Genomic DNA, 15442 nt, shown 5'->3' with positions numbered 1-15442 from the left:
CCGGATCGCCACTAGGGAATGATGGACGCGTGAGTGAAGACCGGCCAACCGACAACGCTGCTGTCCCCGAGACCGGCGACGACTCAGCCACACCGTCGGCGGCTGCCGTGCCCGAGACGGCCGAGACGGCGAAACCCGCTGGTCGCCGTCGTTTGACGACGTTGCTGATCATCGCCGTCGTGCTGTTCGGGCTCGACCTGCTGACCAAGTGCCTCGCGGTCGCCTTCATCGACCCGGGCGAATCGGTGCCGATCATCGGCGATTTCGCGCGGTTCACCCTGGTCCGCAACCCGGGCGCGGCGTTCTCGATGGCGACCGGCATGACCTGGCTGCTCACGCTGATCGCCGCCGCGGTGGTGATCGGTGTGATCCGGATCGGACGCACCCTGCGATCGCTGTGGTGGGCCATCGGCCTCGGCATGGTCCTGGGTGGCGCGCTGGGCAACCTGGTCGACCGGCTCTTCCGATACCCAGGCCCGCTGCAGGGCCATGTGGTCGACTTCGTCGCCGTCGGCTGGTGGCCGGTCTTCAACGTCGCCGACTCGGCCATCGTGTGCGGGGCGATCCTGCTGGTCGCGCTCACCGTGTTCGGTTTCGAACCGGACGGCACCCGCAGCGGTCGCAAACACACCGAGGAGACCGCATGAGAGAAACCAGGACAATGCCCGTTCCCGACGGACTGGACGGGATGCGGGTGGACGCGGGACTCGCCCGCTTGCTCGGCCTCTCACGGACCGCGGTCGTGGCGCTCACCGAGGACGGCTCGGTGCAGATCGACGGCGTCGCCGCGGGCAAGTCCGACCGGCTGACCGCGGGCGCGTGGCTGGAAGTGATCTTCCCCGAACCCAAGCGCGAGCTCACGGTCGAGGCCACGCCGGTCGACGGGATGAACATTCTCTACGCCGACGACGACATCGTCGCCGTGGACAAGCCGATCGGGGTCGCCGCGCACTCCGGCGTCGGCTGGACCGGTCCGACCGTGGTCGGCGGCCTGGCGGCGATGGGTTACCGCATCTCCACCTCGGGCGCGCACGAACGCCAGGGCATCGTGCACCGGCTCGACGTGGGCACCTCCGGGGTGATGGTGGTGGCACAATCCGAACACGCTTACACGATGCTCAAGCGCGCCTTCAAGGAACGCACGGTCGACAAGCAATACCATGCACTCGTGCAGGGACACCCGGATCCGAGCAGCGGCACCATCGACGCGCCGATCGGGCGTGCGCGGGGCAATGCCTGGAAGTTCGCGGTGACCGGCGACGGCAGGCCCAGCGTCACCCACTACGACACCATCGAGGCGTTCCAGGCCGCCAGCCTGCTCGACGTCCACCTCGAGACCGGCCGCACGCACCAGATCCGGGTGCACTTCTCCGCGGTCCGCCACCCCTGCGCGGGTGACCTCACCTACGGCGCCGACCCGACGCTGGCCAAACGCCTCGGTCTGGAACGGCAGTGGTTGCACGCGCGTCAGCTCGGCTTCCACCATCCCGCCGACGGTCGCTGGCTGGAGATCACCAGCGAGTACCCCGACGATCTGGCGGGCGCCTTGGACGTACTACGCAATGCCTGACGACCCGCGGTCGTCCGAACCGGCGCCGGATACGGCGCCGGACGACCGCGGGAATTCATCGGCAGGGCAGGCGCCGCGGGACGGTGGCCCGGGTTCGACCGCCGAGGATCTCGGGAACATGCCCGCCGAATCGACTGCCGCCGAAGACGATTCAGCCGGCCGGCGGATGTCGCTGCGCAACTCGGTGATCTTCGGGATCGCGGCTGTCGGCGCGGCGATCCTGTTGGTGATCGCCTTCCGCGAGCCGCCGCCCGCGTCGGCGGTGGCCACCGATCGACTGGGGCCCGCGCCCGGCGAGCAGGTCGAGCACTACCTGGTCGACGCGAAGGCTTCCCTCGACGGTGCCGATACCGACCAGCACTGGGCGCTGGTGTCGTTCACCGAATACGTCGCACCCCAACAGCTTCCGGCCACGGTCGACGGCTTGCGGATCTCCGGGGTGATCCAGCACGTGCCGGTCGACCGGGTGCAGACACCGGTGATCACCGTCGCGACGCCGGGCGGTGACGAACCCGCGGTGAAGTCCGGCGAGGCAGCGGCGGGGCTGGTCGCGGCCCAGCAGTTCCGCGACGAGCGCAGCGCCGCGATCGCGCACGTCACCGAGAGCCGCCTGCGTGCGGGCTGCGCGTGCACGGCGGGCCTCGTGGTGCGCGGCACCCTGCCCCAATTACGTGACCTGGCAACACAACCCGGCGTCAGAGCAGTGCAGGCGTTGCCGGCCGACGCTGTCGCGGGACGGTTCGCGGTAAGTCCCCTACTTCCCGGCAGCAGCGACACCGTCGCACCGAGCCCCGACGACGGCCCGGTTCCCACCGAGTAGGTCCGTGCCGCTCGATCGCGCCGAGCCGCTGCGTCTACGGCCGATCATTGCCGCGGCGCGTCTCGGCCATCACCCACAGCTCGCGGGCCCGGTCGACATCTCCGGCCTGGTCATAAGCGGCTGCCATCAATTCCAGCGCATCGACGTCGAGCCGATCGATCTGCCCGATGAGGTCGGCGAACAGATCATCCAATTCGTCGGGGGTCACCGGGTGGTCCCGAGACGGTGCGACAGCGGCAGCAATACCTCCATAACCGGCAAAGGTACTCCAACACCGAATGTTCGTCGGGCACAAGGGTTCTCGAAACCACCCGACCCGCGTCAGCGGCCGGTCACGCCCCCTGCGCGCCCACCGGGGGAAAGAGCTTGCCCGCGCCGCCCGAGCGCCGCGCCTGCACCCACCATGCCAGCTCGACCAGCACGATGCCGATCACACCGCAGACCACCGCCGCCAGCGTCAGGCGCGGGTTGGACGGGTCGAGTTTGAAGAACTCGCGGGTGAACGGGATCGTGAACAGCGCGACATAGGCCAGCACGGCCACCGCGATCAGCACCACCTTCCACCACACATACGGCCGCGCGACCAGCACGAGCACCCACACCGCGATCATGATCAGCGTGATCAACGCGGTGGTGCCCGCCTGCACCTTCTGCGTTTCCGTGGCTTCCGGTCCGGCGTAGGCGATGAGGTAGGCCACGAACGTCGCCACGCCGATCACCACGCCCGAGGGCACGGCCAGACGCATCACCCGGCCGACGAAGCCGGTGCGGGCGCGCTCGTTGTTGGGCGCGAGCGAGAGCACGAACGCGGGGATGCCGATGGTGAACCAGGCCGCGATGGTGACGTGGCGCGGCAGGAACGGATACCCGATGGGGTCGTAGCCGAAGATCTGCGAGCCGACACCGGCCAGCCCGACGAGGAAGGCCAGCAGCACCGAGTACACGGTCTTGGTGAGGAACAGGTTCGAGACGCGTTCGATATTGCCGATCACCCGGCGCCCCTCCCCCACCACGTAGGGCAGGGTCGCGAACTTGTTGTCCAGCAACACGATCTGCGCCACCGCGCGGGTGGCCGGGCTACCGGCGCCCATCGCGACACCGATATCGGCGTCCTTGAGCGCCAGCACGTCGTTGACGCCGTCGCCGGTCATGGCGACGGTGTGCCCGCGCGATTGCAGCGCACCGACCATGGCGCGCTTCTGATCGGGACGCACCCGGCCGAAGGTGGTTTCGTGATCGAGCACGTCGGCGAGCGCGGCCGGATCGTCGGGCAGGGTGCGCGCGTCGACGGCGTGGTCACCGCCGGGCAGGTCGAGCGAGGAGGCGACCGCGCCGACCGATACGGCGTTGTCGCCGGAGATCACCTTGATCGAGACCTGCTGACTCGCGAAGTATTCCAGCGTCGCCTTGGCATCGGGCCGCACCTTCTGTTCGAGCACCACCAGCGCGGCGGGCTCGACCCGGCCTGGCGCGTCCTCGGCGTCGACCGCACGGTCGCTGCGTGCCAGCAGCAGCACGCGCAGCCCCGACGAGCCCAGTTGCTCGGCGTGGGCGGCGTCCTCGGAGTCGGGGTCGAGCAGCACGTCGGCGGCGCCGAGCAGCCAATCACCGTGGTCGCCATAGGAGATACCGCTCCACTTCTTGGCCGAGGAGAACGGCGCGACGGCGGTCTGCGACCAGCCGGGCGAGTCGGGCAGCGCTTCGGCGATGGCCTGGACGCTGGCATTGGGGCGCGGATCGTCGCTCGCCAGCGCGGCCAGCGCGGCCTTCACCTGTGCCTCGTCGAACGCGCCGAGCGGTTCGACCTGCGCCAGGCGCATACCGTTCTCGGTGAGCGTGCCGGTCTTGTCGGCGCACACTACGTCGACCCTGGCCAGGCCCTCGATCGCGGGCAATTCCTGCACCAGGCACTGACGTTTACCCAGGCGGACCACACCGACCGCGAAGGCGATCGACGTCATCAGGACCAGGCCCTCGGGGACCATCGGCACCAACGCCGCGACCATGCCGGTGACGGCCGGGCGCCACGATTCCCCGCTCGAGACCAGCTGGTTGTAGATGCTGAGCAGGCCGGCGGGAATGAGCAGGTAGGTGATGAATTTCAGGATCTTGTCGATGCCCGAACGCAATTCGGAGTGCACCAGCGTGAACTTGCTGGCCTCCTCGGCCAGTTTCGCCGCGTAGGCGTCCTTGCCGACCTTGGTGGCGCGGTAGGCGCCCGAACCCGACACCACGAAACTGCCCGACATCACCGGCGCGCCGACACCCTTGTCGATCGGGTCGGCCTCGCCGGTCAGCAGCGATTCGTCGATCTCGAGCGCGGCGGCCTCCTCGACCTCACCGTCGACCACGATCTGGTCGCCGGGGCCGAGCTCGATCAGATCGTCGAGCACCACGTCGCCGGGGGAGATCTGCTGGGCGACGCCGTCGCGGCGCACCGTCGGCTTGGCCTGGCTGACGATCGCCAGCTCGTCCAGGGTCCGTTTCGCCCTGACCTCCTGGATGATGCCGACCGCGCTGTTGGCCACGATGAGCAGCCCGAACATGCCGTCGATGATCGAGCCCGTCGACAGCACCAGCAGGAACAGCACACCGAGAATGGCATTGATGCGGGTGAACACATTCGCGCGGACGATCTCGCCGACCGACCGGCTCGCCCTGGCGGGGACGTCGTTGGTGCGCCCGTCGCGGCGGCGCTCGTCGACCTGTGCGGCGGTGAGCCCGGCAGCCGCCGGTTCCTGCACGGAAATGGACATGCTCGCCAGATTAGCCGGTCGTAACATGGGATGAATGCAGCGCAGCTCATCCCCGCCCGGTGTCGTTTTCGGGGCGGGGGCCTACCTCATCTGGGGTTCGTTCGCCGCCTTCTTCGGACTGTTGTCGTTCGCCTCGCCCGCCGAGGTGGTGGCGCAGCGGATCGTGTGGACGCTGGTCGTGGTCCTGCTGGTGCTCACGCTGACGGGACGGCTGGGAAACCTGCGCGGCATCGATGCCAGGACCTGGCGCCTGGCGGCCGCGGCCTCGGCGGCCTTGTCGCTGAACTGGGGTGTGTACGTCTTCGGCGTCACCACCGGGCACATCGTCGAATGCGCGCTCGGTTACTTCATCAACCCGCTGGTCACCGTTGCCATCGGCGTGTTGCTGTTCCGGGAGCGGCTCACCAGGGCGCAGTGGGTGGCGTTGGGGCTGGGTGCGCTGGCGGTGGTGGTGCTCACGGTCGACTACGGCAGGCCGCCGGTGATCGCGCTGATCCTGGCCTGCTCGTTCGCCACCTACGGGCTGGTGAAGAAGGTGATCCGGCTCGACGCGCTCCCCGGCATCGCGGCCGAGGGGATTGTCGCCGTGCCGTTCGCGCTGGCTTTTCTGATCGTCTCGATGGCCACCGGCCGCAGTGAGATGACCTCCAGCCCCGCCCATTTCGGTCTCATGCTGGCCACCGGGCCGGTCACGCTGCTGCCGCTGCTGCTGTTCGCCGTCGCGGCCAAGCGGGTCCCGCTCTCGACGATGGGCATTCTGCAATACCTCACCCCCGCCCTGCAGATGGCCTGGGGCGTGGCGGTGATGCACGAACCCATGCCCGTGTCGCGCTGGGCCGGATTCGCCCTGATCTGGACGGCGCTGGCGGTGTTCACCACCGACGCCCTGCTGCGTGCGCGCCGCACCAGGCAGCTCTCGGTGGCCGAGACGGTGGACGCGACCACGCACTAGCCCATTCGGTGTCACACCCGAAGCTCGATTCGGTGTCACACCGGCACGAATCGCCGGAGGACCACAAGCCGACCGGTAGGCTTGCCCATCGAACAATCGGATAGTGGGCACACCCGAGAGGGGTGGATTCTGTGCACGATGCGGGGTACTCGGATCGGGTCGCCGGCGTGCTGGTCGGTACCGCCGCCGGCGACGCGCTGGGGGCAGGTTACGAGTTCACACATCCCGGACCGGACACGGTGATCGACATGATCGGCGGCGGAGTATTCGACTGGGCGCCGGGCGAGTGGACCGACGATACGTCGATGTCCGTCGCCGTGGCGGTCGCCGCTGCCGGCGGCCCGGGCATCGATCTCGACGCGGTCGCGGCCGGGTTCGTCTCCTGGTACGACTCGAAGCCGCCCGACATCGGGAACCAGACGCGAAACGTGTTGTCCGCCAGACCTTCCTCCGCACTGGACATGCAGGCGGTGGCGATGTCGCTCACCGGCCGAACCGGTGGCAACGGCTCGCTGATGCGGACCGCGCCGGTCGCGCTGGCCTATCTCGACGATGCCGCCGAATGCGTCGCGGCGGCGGGCCGGGTCGGGTTGCTCACGCACCACGACGACAACGCTGTCGAGGCGTGCAAGATGTGGACCTACGCGATCCGGCATGCGGTACTGAACGCCGATTTCGACGGCGTTCGCGAATACGTCAGCGGCTCACCCCAGTCCGATTATTGGACCGACCGTCTCGACGAAGCGGAAAAGGGCACGCCCGCCGACTTCCCGAACAACGGCTGGGTCGTGCACGCCCTCCAGACCGCGTGGTGGGCGATCACGACCACCGATCGGTCGACGCCCGAGCACCTTCCGCTCGCCTTGGAGGCGTGCGTCCGGGCCGGAAACGACACCGACACCACCGCGGCCATCGCGGGGGGTCTCCTCGGCGCCCGCTGGGGCGCCTCGGCGGTCCCCGCTCGCTGGCGCGCCATCCTGCACGGCTACCCCGGCCTCACCGGCGCCGACCTGCCCGATCTGGCCCTGCGCATCGCCACCAACTCCCGCTGACGGTGGGCAGCTGATCACCACACCGTGGTGCGGACCGCACTCGGCGGCGCCCCCGGCAGCGTGGTGATCAACCGGCCCACCGCCGTGGCTACCAGGCGGTGATGATCGGACCGGGGGTCCAGGTGCCCCAGCGGTTTTCGGAGTCGACGGTGATCTTCGCGGGGCCGGCGGTGGGGTCGAGGGGAAGGTACTGCTCGAGGGAGCCCCAGTCCCTGTCCCAGTCGTTGTTCAGGTACGTCGGCAGGGTGCGGGCAGTGAAGAGGAGCTGGGTCCAGCCGAGCGGGCCGCCACCGTCGTGGCCCTGCCAGAGGTTGGTGATGGTGGCGCCGTTGCGGTCGGGCAGGATGCGGTATTCGGGGAGCTCGGCGACGCCGTTGTAGGTGGGCATCTGGTTCTGGCACGGGAAGTGCAGCCCCACAGCCCAATCCAGCAGCACCGGCGCCGCACGGCCGACCAGCGCGCTGAGCGTGGTGGTCTGCGGCATGCGCGGCGGGGTGAGAGCGAGCCACTGGTCGGGGCCGAGATCCTTGTCGGCGGCGACCAAGCGGACAACGCTCGTCTCGGACGGCAGCTGATCCATCGGGACGCGCAGATTGCGCCACATCGGCGCCGGGCCGATATCGGTCGGCGCGATCTGGCCGGTCACGGTGACGGTGCCGTCGGCCGCGGCGGTGCCGTATTCGAGGGCCAGTTCCTGGCCGGGGTGGACGATGCCGTCGGCGTCGACCGAGCGGATCCGGCCTGCCACCGACATCGCCAGCAGCGGGCCGCGCGGGCCGTCCGGCAGCCGGAACCAGCCCGTGGTCAGCGCGGCGGGCTCCTGGGCACCGGGGCGGTAGCTGCCCAGAACCGGGGTCGCGGGGTCGAGACCGAAGGGCAGTTGCAGCGAGCCCTGTCGTGATTCCGAGCCCGCCGAGGTGGAGGCGTCGCGCAGCTTGTCGGGGTCGTCGGATACCGAATTTGCTTGGCCGGTGGTCGATTCCACCTCGTCGGAGGTGAGCACCGGCGCGACTCCGCCGGCCCGGAAGCCGGTGGAGTCGGTGCCGTTCATCGTGCTGGTCATGTCGCCGGACAGCGGCGCGAGCATCGAGGCGTTCGGGTCGGTTTCGACGAGCACCTCGTCGGCCATCCCGCACCCGCCGGCGAAGGCCGCGGAGAGGTTGGAGCCGGCCAGGGAGTACGCGGGATACTGGGCGACGGTGGCCTTGGCGAAGGATGCCACCTCGAACAGCACCATCACCGCGGCGGCGACAGCGAGAACGGGTGTCCCCGCGAACCAGCCGACCTCGGCCTTCGGGTTCAGGTTCGGATGGACGTGATACCACGCGGCCGCGGCGAGCGCGAGCAGAGTCAGACCGACGAACACGGTCGAGACGCCGTATCCGGCGACGGTCGGCGGCTTGTCCCACCAGGGGATCCCCCACGAGGAGACGTACCAGTAGCCGTTGGCGCCGACCCAGGTCATGGCGAGGGCGAAGAAGACACCCGCGGCGAACAGCGCGCGATTACGCATCGGCCGCAGGACGTGCGCGCTCACCGCGACCGCCGTCACCGCGGCGACACAGGTGGCCAACCCCGCAAACACGCCGAACTGGTGGGTCCACTTGGTGGGCGAGAACATCATCAGCACCATGGCGGCCAGGGTGATGCCCAGCATGCGCCGAGTGGGGCCGACAGCGATGCCGGGGATACGGCCGCCGCGCCGCAGCATGACGGCAGTGCAGACGATCAAACCGATCAGCATCGCGAAGACACCGAATCGCCTGGTCAGCCAGCCATCAGCATTGAGCTGCAGAAGATATTGATAGCGCAGGAACTCGAAGAACCAGGACTCCCCCGGCCCGATCACGCTGTGCACGGCGAACATCTCCCGCACCCCGGCGAACGTCCGGTCGGCGAAGACGACGGTGAGCACCACCGTGCCCGCGGCCAGAATCGGCAGCAGTTGCGCGAGGTAGCCCACCGACTTCGACCGCGTCACGATCATCGCGGTGACGACACGCGCGCCGGCCACCAGCGCGCCGAGGCAGATCAGGCCCGAGGGTGCGCCGGTGAGGGTGAACGCGGCCACGATCACCGCGACGGCGAACGGCACGAGCCGCCGGGTCGCGATCGCTCGTTCGACCGATACCCAGGTGACCAGAACACCCAGCGCGACAACGAATTCCGCGCGCAGCCCGTTGTTGTAGGGCAGCCAGAAGGCCAGAAAGACGAAGGCCGCGGTCCAGGTGGCGATGCGTTCGCGGCGCACCGCGACGCCGAGGCGGGGCAGCACTTCGCGGCTGATCAACCACCAGGTGAGCACGCCCGCAGCGAGGGCGGGCAGCCGAACCAGCGGGCTGACCGCGGAGATGTGGGTGAGCCAGCCGATGATGTCGACATAAGGGGTGTAGAACGGGCCCTCGTCGACGCTGAACCAGCGGTAGTAGTTGGACATGTTGCCCGAACTGCGCGCACCTCTCGCCATCCCGAGGATGTAGCCGTCATCGGAGGTGTTGGCGCCGATGAAATGCCAGACGAGCAGCACCGCGAACACCAGCCAGTCGACCGGGCGCAGCCGCCACCAGCGTTGCGGCAGGAATCGGCGCGCGGAGCGGCCGTCGAGGGCGTCGAGACGGTGCAGGGCGAACAGTGACACCGCGGTGGCCAACAGGCACAGCACGATGGCGGCCAGTTTGAGCCAGGTCGGCGACGACGTGTAGCGGGCGTCGACGTCGACGCGCACCGCCAGGTCCGCGGGGGCGGCGCCGGTGAGCTCACTGAACACACCCACGACCTGGGGACGCAGGTCGGCGGCCACGGCGGCGCCCGCACCGAGACCTGACGTGGTGACCGTGGATTCCTGCGGAGTGATCGCGATCGTCAGCGCGCAGGAGCGGTCGAGCACGTCGGCGAGCGGGGCCGTCCACACCAGGGTCGAACGCGAGACCACGTCCACCCGGCCGGGGCGTTCGGCGGTATCGGCGACCACCTTCACCACGAAGCCGTACTTCTCCATATCGGCCGATTGCCGCGGCACGGTCGAGACCGCGACACCGCCGGTCGCGGCCAGCGAACTCAGCGCGGCACACGGCACCGTCGCCGAGAGGGCGGCGGGCGCGTAGGCGACGAGCGGCGATTCCACCGCGGCGGGCGACCCCTGCTGGGGCCAGGACACCGTCGCGGCGTCGACCCGCACGGGCAGGAACGGGATCACCGCGGCACTGAGAATGCCGATCAGTCCCGCGACGATCGCGACGACGCGCGCCCACCCCGGGCGATCACGTCGCGCCGGCTCCGACACATCCTTGGGCGGATGCCCCTGCCGCACGATCGTCTCTACCACGGGGCCCGATAGTAGCCGCGCCACCGGCAGCAGGCGAAACACCGTCGCGACTCACACGCGAAAGCCCCGCCCGGAAACATCCGGACGGGGCTCGAGCGTGGCAGATCAGGGGCAGGCGACCGAGGTCTGCCCCAGGTTGGTCATCATGCCGCAGGCCCACGACTTCTGGACCTTCCACTTGCCGTCTTCGGCCACGAACGGCACGTCGACGACATTGGTCTGGCCGTTGACGGTGAAGTTGGCCTTGGCGTTGACGCTGTCACCGAAGGAGGTCACCTCGGTGACCTGCACCTGCACATTGGCGTCCGAGGCGGCCTGGGCCAAGCGGTTCGGCAGCTCGGGGTCGGCCTCGCCGCCCTGCACGAAGTCCAGCTTCTGGTCGTTGGGGACCGCGGGATCCAGCGCGGTGGTGAGCTGCTGGTTGAGCTGTTCCACGGTCGGCACGGGGGGCAGGTCCGTGGCCGCCGAAGCCGAAGCCTTCGCGCTGGTGGTGGCTTTGGCGGCGGGCTTGTCACCCTTGTCGTCGCTGCACGCGCTCAGGCCGAGGGCGGCGACCACGGCCAGTCCGGCGATCGCTACACGTCCGGTCGTACGAAGCTTCAACTGCTCGTCCTTTGCGTTCGAGGTGGGAGTCGTTCCATCGCGGTAGCCGAGGCTACTCTTCACGCGAGACTGGCGAGCGGATCGGCCCGTGTCAGCCCCGTGTCGTCGGCTGGAAAGGTACGCGCCGCACCGGGACCTGTCGAGCTGGTCTCGAATCGCACGGTCACCACGCCGTAGCCCGCGCCCTGCACCCAGCCGTGCCCGAATTCCGGATGATGCACATCCATTCCCGGAAACCACAGTCCCGCAGGCAGATTCGGCTCTTCCGGTGACGGCGGCGGCGGATCCTCGACGGTGCCGAGATCGGCGGGCACCGCCTGATCCAGTTCGGGGAACAGCGATTCCTGGCGCACCAGCGACAATCCCCCGTACCCGACGCCGACGAGCCGGATCGGGCCCAGTTCCGCGGGATCGATCGCCGAACGCTGCGCGGCCGCGGCCAGGGTGGTCAGGTCGGCGGTGGCGTACGGCAGGGTGAAGGACCTGGTCACGATGCCCATATCGGATTTCTTGAGTTTGAGGACCACGGTGCGGGCGGCGCGGCCGTCGCGTTCGAGCCTGCGATGCGCCGACGCGGCCATCGCGGTGACGGCGGCCCGCAGGTCGGCCATCGTGACGATGTCGCGCTCGTAGGTGTTCTCGGCGCTGATCTGCTTGGCCTCGGCGCGTTCGGTGACCGGGCGATCGTCGATCCCGCGCGCGAGCCGGTGCAGGGCGGCGCCCATGCTGCCGCCGAGGGTCGAGACGGCCTCCGATTCCGGCAGCGCGGCGAACGCGCCGACCGTCTCGATGCCGAGGCTGCGCAGCCTCGACTCGGCGACCGGGCCGATCCCCCACAGCTTGCGCACCGGCAGCGAGGCGAGCAGCCCGCCCTGCTCCGAGGGCGAGATGACCCGCATCCCATCGGGTTTGGCGAGACCGGAACCGATCTTGGCGAGCTGTTTCCCGGTCGCCGCGCCGATCGAGGCGGTGAGCCCGGTCTGCGCTCGGACGAGCGCGCGCAGCATCGCGCAGTAGTCCTCCACCTGCGCGACACTCGCTCCGGCCAACTCGGCCGGTTCGGCGAAGGCCTCGTCGAACGACAGCGTCTCCAGCACCGGGACACAGCTGCGCAACGCGTCGAACACCTGCCCGCTCAGCACCGAGTACAGCGCGCCACGCGGCGGGACGACCACCGCCGACACGCCGATCAGCCGCCGGGCCTGGTGCATCGGCATGGCCGAACGCGCGCCGTAGACCCGAGCCTCGTAGCTGGCCCCCGCGACGACGCCACGCTGACTCGCCCCACCCACGAGGACCGGACGGCCACGCAGCGTGGGTCTGGTCAATTGTTCTACCGAGGCGAAGAAAGCGTCCATATCGATATGCAGCACCCAGCGACGGGCGGTGACCGCCGCATCGGGCCTGGCCGGAGCCCCGGCGACAGGAGTGTGAGTGCTCACGAGCGCAATCTACGCCGGGTCACTGACAATTCCTCGAGCCCGTTGCCAGCCGTCGCACACCGATCACACAGCCGAATATGTGATGATCGGGAGATGAAGATCCGCAAGGCTGTCATTCCGGCGGCGGGAATCGGCTCCCGGCTGCTTCCGCTGACCAAGGCGACGCCGAAGGAGATGCTGCCGGTCGGGGACAAACCGGTCATCGAGCACACCGTGCGTGAGTTGGTGGCCTCCGGGATCACCGACATCACCATCGTCGTGAGCAGCGGCAAGTCGTTGATCCAGGATCACTTCCGGCCCAATCCGGCACTGGTCGCGCAGCTGCGCGCCGACGGCAAGTCCGCCTACGCCGACGCCGTGGAGGAGGTCGGCGAGCTCTCCCGCGAGGGCCACATCACCTACCTCGACCAGCACGGCCCGTACGGCAACGGCACGCCGGTGCTCAACGCCGCACGTCATCTGGGCGATGAGCCGATGCTGGTGCTGTGGCCCGACGACGTGTTCGTCGCCGAGGTACCGCGCGCTCAGCAGCTGATCACCGCCTACGAATCCACCGGATGCCCGGTGTTGGCGCTGCTGCCGATGTCGCCGGGTGAATCGCAGCGCTACGGCGTGCCCGTGGTGCGTGAGGACCTCGACGACGGATTGCTGCGCATCTCCGGCCTGATGGAGAAGCCCAAGCCCGAAGACGCGCCGTCGGCCTTCGCCGCGATCGGTGGCTACGTGGTGACGCCGGGCATCATCGACGAGCTGCGCATCCAGACCGAGAACTGGTACACCCACCAGACCGGCGAGGTGTACCTGACCGACGCGATCAACAACTACGCCGCCGAGCACGCGGTGTACGGCCAGGTCATCCAGGGCCGCTGGTACGACACCGGCAACCCGGCCGACTACCTGGTGGCCCAGTTCGCCTCGGCACTGGCCCATCCCGAATACGGCCCGCTGTTGCGTCAGCTGGTGGACGAGAACTAGAACCGGCGAATCGCGAAGATATCGAATTCGCGCAACGGGTGCAGGCCGACCGGGACGCCCCAGTCATGGGCGTCGAGCAGCTGGCCCAGGCCCGCGTAGATGCCGACGTGGGAGCCGTCGCCGTTGAGGATGACGACATCGCCGGGTGCCAGGCCGCCGAAGGTCACCGGAAGGCCGACCTTCGCCTGCTCCCACGTGGTGCGCGGCAAGGTGACGCCGACCTGCCGGAATGCCCATTGCACCAGCGCCGAGCAGTCCCAGGAATGCGGTCCCACGGCGCCCCACTCGTAGGGTTTGCCGAGCTGGGTCATGGCGGCGGTGAGTGCGCCGATGCCGGTGGCGCTGGGCAGCGGAATCATGCCCGAGCCACTGGAACTCCCCGACGAGGAACCTGACGTCCCCGAGCCCGACGAGCTGCCCGGCTGCGACCACACGGGCCCAGCGAGGACGATGGTGGTGGTGACGGTAGCGACGAAGCCGAGGGCCAACCGTCCCAGGAGTTTTCGCTTCATGTGCGCGCCCTTCCTCACGGCCGGGAGCTGAGCTTCCGGCTGGTCGGCTATCGGGCGGCATCGCCTGATCCGGGTGAGCCACCCACTGATCCGGTGTCGCGCCGGGATGTCGCCATCATCGGCGCGGCACCGTTTCCACAGGACAAACGTCACGAGCAGTCACTGTCGCCTCAGCGGTTCCATGCGCATCAGCAGTAACGTCACAATTCTGCACGACTGTGCGGCCACTCGGCGACTTCTGCCGGTCGTGACGGCGTGGCCACGAGGTTGCCGGGCCGACGGTCGGGTCGGAGCCGAGTCGTGGGCATATCCGGTGAGTCGCCCCCGGTCTCGCGTGATCAGCCGATGAGTTTCAGCGCCGCCTCGATGCCGGCGCGCACGGTGTCTGTGTCGCCTACGCCGCCGCTGATGGTGACGCCGTCGCGGGTGAGCAGCAGGGCGCGGGCCGCGTCGCCGGGGGCGGAGTGACCGCCGGCGCGCAGGTGTTCGGCCATGAGTTCACGGAACCAGGTGCGGTAGTCGTCGACGACGCGGCGGACCGGGTGCGCCGGGTCGGTGAATTCGACGGCGGCGTTGAGGAACGGGCAGCCACGGAAGCCGGGGCCGCAGCTGATGTCACGGAGCGCGTCGAAGGTGGTGGCGATCGCGGCGAAGCCTTCGCCCTCGACCGATTCCAGCGCCTCGCGCTGGCGCGCGTATTCACGCTGCAAATAGGCGACTACCAGGTCATCTTTGCTCTTGAAGTGCCGGTAGAACGTGGCCTTGGCGATACCGGCCTCGGCGATGATCCGGTCGATGCCCACCGTGTGGACACCCTCGGCATAGAACAACCGGGTTGCCGTATCGAGCAGACGTTCACGAGCCGCACTCATCGCCTGACCTGTGTCCTTTCCGGGATTCAGCGCTTTCCCTTGACGATACCAGACAGGTCTGTCTACTCTGAGATCACAAGCGAACAGACAAGTCTGTCTAGGAGGACACCATGGCATCCATCTACACCGCAGTAGCCACCTCGGTCGGCCGCGACGGCCGTTCCTACAGCGACGACGGCGTGCTCGATCTGACGCTCGCCCGCCCCAAGGCGATGGGCGGCGACGGCGCGGGCACCAACCCGGAGCAACTCTTCGCGGCGGGCTATTCGGCCTGTTTCGCCAGTGCGCTGCAGTTGGTCTCCAAGCGGATGAAGCTGGACGCCGACGACGCGTCGGTGACCGCCGAAGTCGGCCTGAACCCCCTCGACGGCGGCCGGTTCGGACTCTCGGTCGTGCTGCGGGTGGAACTGCCCGAGCACCTGCACAACGAGCAGGGGCAGCAGCTCATCGAGGCGACCCACCAGGTGTGCCCGTACTCCAACGCCACCCGGGGCAACATCCCGGTGGAACTGGTCGTCGAGTAACCGCATTCACGCGAAAAAGGGCGGGACCAGCTGGTCCCG

General features: G+C 68.9%; 14 protein-coding genes. 7 read left to right on the top strand and 7 right to left on the bottom strand.

The window, feature by feature from the left end; all coding sequences use genetic code 11:
• Positions 1–29: 29 nt before the first annotated feature.
• From lspA to ACWFRF_RS23375, 3 genes are all read left to right on the top strand, one after another.
• Positions 30–647, top strand: coding sequence for a signal peptidase II (gene lspA / locus ACWFRF_RS23385; protein ID WP_378636736.1), 618 nt, complete (start codon positions 30–32; stop codon positions 645–647).
• Entirely contained in the window at positions 644–1570 is a 927-nt protein-coding gene (locus tag ACWFRF_RS23380; RefSeq protein WP_266299589.1) for an RluA family pseudouridine synthase, read from the top strand. The genes lspA and ACWFRF_RS23380 overlap by 4 nt, the downstream gene beginning before the upstream one ends.
• 118 nt (positions 1571–1688) lie before the next feature.
• The gene (locus tag ACWFRF_RS23375; protein ID WP_452452225.1) at positions 1689–2390 is read left to right on the top strand and encodes a hypothetical protein; all 702 of its coding nucleotides are present in this window, start codon (positions 1689–1691) and stop codon (positions 2388–2390) included.
• A 34-nt stretch (positions 2391–2424) separates the two neighbouring features.
• Here ACWFRF_RS23375 and ACWFRF_RS23370 read toward each other — a convergent pair whose 3' ends face one another.
• Both ACWFRF_RS23370 and ACWFRF_RS23365 read right to left on the bottom strand, forming a co-directional pair.
• On the bottom strand, positions 2425–2598 hold the full coding sequence (locus ACWFRF_RS23370) for a hypothetical protein (RefSeq protein ID WP_452452224.1): 174 nt from the start codon (positions 2596–2598) through the stop codon (positions 2425–2427).
• 124 nt (positions 2599–2722) lie between these two features.
• Positions 2723–5146 (bottom strand): cation-translocating P-type ATPase, encoded by a 2424-nt coding sequence (locus ACWFRF_RS23365; RefSeq protein ID WP_452452222.1) that lies wholly within the window; start codon positions 5144–5146, stop codon positions 2723–2725.
• A gap of 34 nt (positions 5147–5180) precedes the next feature.
• Here ACWFRF_RS23365 and rarD point away from each other — a divergent pair, with 34 nt between their 5' ends.
• Together rarD and ACWFRF_RS23355 are read left to right on the top strand one after the other, a co-directional pair.
• Positions 5181–6098, top strand: coding sequence for an EamA family transporter RarD (gene rarD / locus ACWFRF_RS23360; RefSeq protein ID WP_452452220.1), 918 nt, complete (start codon positions 5181–5183; stop codon positions 6096–6098).
• 122 nt (positions 6099–6220) lie between these two features.
• Entirely contained in the window at positions 6221–7150 is a 930-nt protein-coding gene (locus tag ACWFRF_RS23355; protein WP_452452218.1) for an ADP-ribosylglycohydrolase family protein, read from the top strand.
• An 88-nt stretch (positions 7151–7238) separates the two neighbouring features.
• Here ACWFRF_RS23355 and ACWFRF_RS23350 read toward each other — a convergent pair whose 3' ends face one another.
• The 3 genes from ACWFRF_RS23350 to ACWFRF_RS23340 form a co-directional block, all read right to left on the bottom strand.
• The gene (locus ACWFRF_RS23350) at positions 7239–10475 is read right to left on the bottom strand and encodes an arabinosyltransferase domain-containing protein (protein ID WP_452452216.1); all 3237 of its coding nucleotides are present in this window, start codon (positions 10473–10475) and stop codon (positions 7239–7241) included.
• Positions 10476–10580: 105 nt separating this feature from the next.
• Positions 10581–11078 carry a hypothetical protein gene (locus ACWFRF_RS23345; protein WP_378992608.1) on the bottom strand — a complete coding sequence of 166 codons (498 nt, stop codon included), beginning with the start codon at positions 11076–11078 and terminating at the stop codon, positions 10581–10583.
• Positions 11079–11137: 59 nt separating this feature from the next.
• Positions 11138–12436 carry a DNA polymerase IV gene (locus tag ACWFRF_RS23340; protein WP_452452272.1) on the bottom strand — a complete coding sequence of 433 codons (1299 nt, stop codon included), beginning with the start codon at positions 12434–12436 and terminating at the stop codon, positions 11138–11140.
• Positions 12437–12613: 177 nt separating this feature from the next.
• Here ACWFRF_RS23340 and ACWFRF_RS23335 point away from each other — a divergent pair, with 177 nt between their 5' ends.
• Positions 12614–13495 (top strand): UTP--glucose-1-phosphate uridylyltransferase, encoded by an 882-nt coding sequence (locus ACWFRF_RS23335; protein WP_056816413.1) that lies wholly within the window; start codon positions 12614–12616, stop codon positions 13493–13495.
• Here the strand turns inward: ACWFRF_RS23335 and ACWFRF_RS23330 are convergent.
• On the bottom strand, positions 13492–14007 hold the full coding sequence (locus ACWFRF_RS23330) for an NlpC/P60 family protein (protein WP_379312912.1): 516 nt from the start codon (positions 14005–14007) through the stop codon (positions 13492–13494). The genes ACWFRF_RS23335 and ACWFRF_RS23330 overlap by 4 nt on opposite strands.
• A gap of 338 nt (positions 14008–14345) precedes the next feature.
• Positions 14346–14879, bottom strand: a complete 534-nt coding sequence (locus tag ACWFRF_RS23325; RefSeq protein ID WP_378992604.1) for a TetR/AcrR family transcriptional regulator — start codon at positions 14877–14879, stop codon at positions 14346–14348.
• A 110-nt stretch (positions 14880–14989) separates the two neighbouring features.
• On the opposite strand from ACWFRF_RS23325, the gene ACWFRF_RS23320 reads away from it, so the two are divergent.
• Complete coding sequence (locus tag ACWFRF_RS23320; protein WP_378992602.1) at positions 14990–15403, top strand: organic hydroperoxide resistance protein; 414 nt, start codon at positions 14990–14992, stop codon at positions 15401–15403.
• Positions 15404–15442: the final 39 nt, after the last annotated feature.

The sequence above is a fragment of the Nocardia sp. NPDC055165 genome (genome assembly GCF_053606985.1).
This window is presented reverse-complemented; position numbering and strand designations above follow the sequence as displayed.